This is a genomic window from Mesorhizobium sp. M4A.F.Ca.ET.050.02.1.1, assembly GCF_003997725.1.
GTDB lineage: Bacteria > Pseudomonadota > Alphaproteobacteria > Rhizobiales > Rhizobiaceae > Mesorhizobium.
In genome coordinates this window covers 1-3,328 of sequence record NZ_RZSG01000666.1, presented here as the reverse complement: position 1 = coordinate 3,328, position 3,328 = coordinate 1, and the positions used below count along the sequence as shown (strand labels likewise).

Sequence of the window (3,328 nt, the reverse complement as noted above, 5' to 3'; positions counted from 1 at the left end):
CATCGTGCCGATGGTGTCGCCGTGATAGCTGTGTTCCATGACGACGATGCGCGAGCGCGGCGCGCCGGAGTTGCGATGAAAGCCGAGCGCCATTTTCAGCGCCACCTCGACGCTGGTCGAGCCGCTATCGGAAAAGAAGACCCAGTCGAGGCTGGCCGGCGCCATGTCGACCAAGGCAGACGCCAATCGCTCGGCCGGCTCGTGGCTGAGGCCGGCGAAGATCACCTGGTCGAGCGTTTCGGTTGCCTCACGGATCGCCTCCACGATCTTCGGATGACGGTGACCGTGGGTGATGACCCACCAGGAGGAAATCGCGTCGAGTATGCGCTTGCCCTCGCGCGTCTCGACATAGGCGCCCTCGGTGCGCACGATCGTCGGCGGCGCCGGCTCGGTGGCATGCTGGGTGAAGGGGTGCCAGACAGCGGAGCGGCTCAATGTGGGATCTCCGCGAAGTCGGCGGCATTAAACGAAGCCGTCATGGCGGCAGAAAGTGTTCCAGGTGTCAGCGACTGAAGAAAGGGGAGACGACCAAGCACGCGCACCTTGCCCATCTGGACGATCGTTTTTTGCGTATCGACCATCCTGTCGCCGATGAACACCACGCCGAGCAGCGGTATCGAGCGGGCGCGCAAAGCCTCGATCGAGAGCAGCGTATGGTTGATGGTGCCGAGCGCGGTGCGGGCGCAAAGCACCACCGGCGCGTTCCATTGTGCGAAGACGTCGATGTAGAGTGTGCTCCTGTTCAACGGCACCATCAGTCCGCCGGCGCCCTCCACGACCAGTGGCCGGTCGGTTGCGGGGAGCGCCAATGCCTGCGCATCGATTTCCACCCCGTCCAACTCGGCGGCGCGGTGTGGGGACAGCGGCTCACTAAGGCGCCAAGCTTCCGGCAACACCCGGTCGGCAGACAGTCCTGCCAGAAGAGAGACAACCTCGCTGTCGGTCTCTTCGCGGTTGCCTGCCTGCACGGGCTTCCAGTAGAAACCGTCAAGCAGGCCGGTCAGACCGGCTGCAAACACCGTCTTGCCGATGCCGGTGTCGGTGCCGGTGATGACAATCTGCACCGTCATCGGGCGCGCTCCCACTCTGCAGCCAAAGCGTCAAACAGCGCCGAGACGTCGGCCTCGCCGACATTCAGCGTCAGCGAGATCCTGAGCCTCGCCGTGTTTTCGGGCACGGTTGGCGGGCGGATGCCGCGCACGTCGAAACCGCGCGACTGCAGGGCCGCTGCCAGCGCCATGGCGCGGGCATTGTCGCCGACGACGACCCGCAGGATCTGCGAGCCGCTCGTGGGCAAGCCAAGGTCTTCGGTCCTCTTGCCTGCAAGCGCGACCAGCCTCGCCAGACGCTCGCGGCGATCCGGCTCGTCGGCGACGATGTCGAGGGCCGTTGCCGCCGCCACGGCCATCAGCGGCGAGGGCGCGGTGGCATAGATGAAGGGCCGGCAGCGGTTGACCAGATAGTCGCACAGCACTGCCGGCGCGGTGATCAGCGCGCCGGATGCGCCCAGCGCCTTGCCGCAGGTATGCAGCACAACGACATTGTCACGGCCTTCGAGATCGTGCGCGAGACCGCGCCCGTCCGGGCCACGGACGCCGGTGGCATGCGCCTCGTCGACGAACAGAAATGCCTCATTGCGGTCCGCAACTTCGATCAGTTCGCCAAGTGGAGCCTGGTCGCCGTCCATGCTGTAGAGGCTCTCGGCCACGATCCAGGGCCGGCCGGCGCCGCCTCTCGCGCGCCAGGTCCGGATTGCATCCTCCACGGCGGCCGCATCGTTATGCGCGGCCTCCGCCATGTCGGCGCGGCCGGCTCGCGCGCCCTCATGCGCACTGGCGTGGATCAGTTCGTCCAGCACGATCAGATCGCCCTTCTGGGGCAGGGTTGTGAGCACCGCAAAATTGGCGACATAGCCGCCGCCGAAGAACAGCGCGCGCTCGGCGCCGAAGAAGCGGGCTGCCTTAGCCTCAAGCGCCTCGTGTTCGGGGTCGTTGCCGCGCAGGAGCCGCGAGCCGGTCGCGCCGACCGGGGTGCCGGCGGCGAGTGCCGCCGCGACCGCCTCCCTCATACGCTTCGAGCGCGCGAGGCCGAGATAGTCGTTGGAGGCGAAGTCGGCGCCGGAGCGGCCACTGAGGCTCCGCAACCGGTCCTTGCGGGCCAGCCCGCGGAGGCTGGCCTCGTAGCGATCAAGTATTGCTCGCCCGTTCGCTCGGCCCTTCACTGGGCTTCGCGCTCCATCGGCTTGATGCCCAGGCGGCGGAACAAAGCGCTGTCCTTGTCCTCGCCCGGATTTTCGGCGGTCAGCAAAGTGTCGCCGACGAAGATGGAATTGGCGCCCGCGAAGAAGCACAACGCCTGCATCTCGTCGCTCATCGCCGTGCGGCCGGCAGAGAGCCGCACATGCGACTTCGGCATCATGATGCGGGCAAGGGCGATGGTGCGCACGAATTCGATCGGATCGATCGGTTCGGCCTCGCCGAGCGGCGTGCCCTCTATCGGGATGAGCATGTTGATTGGAACGCTGTCGGGCGGCTCCGGCAAAGCTGCGCGTGCTGATGACCTCGCCGTAGTAGCGCTCCGACGTGTCTATGTTGTGGTTGTAGAAGTCGAGCCCCGCCTGCTTCAATCGAGCGGCCTGTTCGAGATCGAGCATACCGAGAGTCATGCAAGTCTCCATGCCGAGAGCCTTCACGCCCTCGACCATGGCGACTACCGCCTCCATGTCGCGCTCCTTGGGGCTGCGCCATGCGGCGCCCATGCAATAGCGCGTGGCGCCCGCGTCACGCGCCTTCCTGGCCTCGGCGACGACGCGCTCGACCTCCATCAGTTTCGAAGCCTTGAGGCCCGACTGGTGATGCGCGGACTGGCTGCAATAGCCGCAATCCTCGGGGCAGCCGCCGGTCTTGATCGAGAGCAGGCGTGACAGCTGCACCCGGTTGGGATCGAAATTGGCGCGATGAACGGTCTGAAGAGCAGGTCGTTGAACGGTAGATCGTGGATAGCGTGGGCTTCCTCTCGCGTCCGGGGCGGAAGCGCCCAACCGAGAGGGTCCGATGTCAGGTCCGGGCCAAGTTCCGCGTTCATTCCACCTCCATCAGCAAAAACGTTTGGCTATCAGCCAAGAAAGCGGACTTCGGAGCCCGTCACGATCTGCCCACCAGCGCCGGCACCGGCAGGACATTGTGGTTTCGTTGAGTATGGAAAAGCTGTAGCCTCCGCCTGCATCGCGCTCGACCGAATAAGTCAGGCGGTCGACGATCCGATTATCCTTGTCGAATGTCAGCACACGCGGTTTGAGCGCGGTCAGCTCGCTCTCGTGCACATAGAC

3 protein-coding genes and 2 pseudogenes are annotated in these 3,328 nt (G+C 65.5%); all 5 read right to left on the bottom strand.

Annotation, left to right across the window (positions count from 1 at the left end; genetic code table 11):
• Positions 1-435, bottom strand: a 435-nt coding sequence (locus EOA33_RS28995; RefSeq protein ID WP_127407208.1) for an aminotransferase class III-fold pyridoxal phosphate-dependent enzyme, incomplete at its 3' end; no start/stop codon positions are given.
• Positions 432-1,070 (bottom strand): dethiobiotin synthase, encoded by a 639-nt coding sequence (gene bioD / locus EOA33_RS28990; RefSeq protein WP_127407207.1) that lies wholly within the window; start codon positions 1,068-1,070, stop codon positions 432-434. The genes EOA33_RS28995 and bioD, both read right to left, overlap by 4 nt.
• The gene (locus tag EOA33_RS28985; protein WP_127407206.1) at positions 1,067-2,221 is read right to left on the bottom strand and encodes an 8-amino-7-oxononanoate synthase; all 1,155 of its coding nucleotides are present in this window, start codon (positions 2,219-2,221) and stop codon (positions 1,067-1,069) included. Before EOA33_RS28985 ends, bioD begins: the two co-directional genes overlap by 4 nt.
• A pseudogene (gene bioB, locus EOA33_RS28980) lies at positions 2,218-3,084 on the bottom strand (biotin synthase BioB). The gene EOA33_RS28985 and the pseudogene bioB overlap by 4 nt, the downstream one beginning before the upstream one ends.
• Positions 3,085-3,094: 10 nt before the next feature.
• Positions 3,095-3,328, bottom strand: a pseudogene (locus EOA33_RS39355) (hypothetical protein); the annotation flags it as partial.

Coding starts and splice junctions, on each gene's coding strand:
- bioD (WP_127407207.1), bottom strand. CDS start 1,070: ATGACGGTGCAGATTGTCATCACCGGCACCGACACCGGCATCGGCAAG.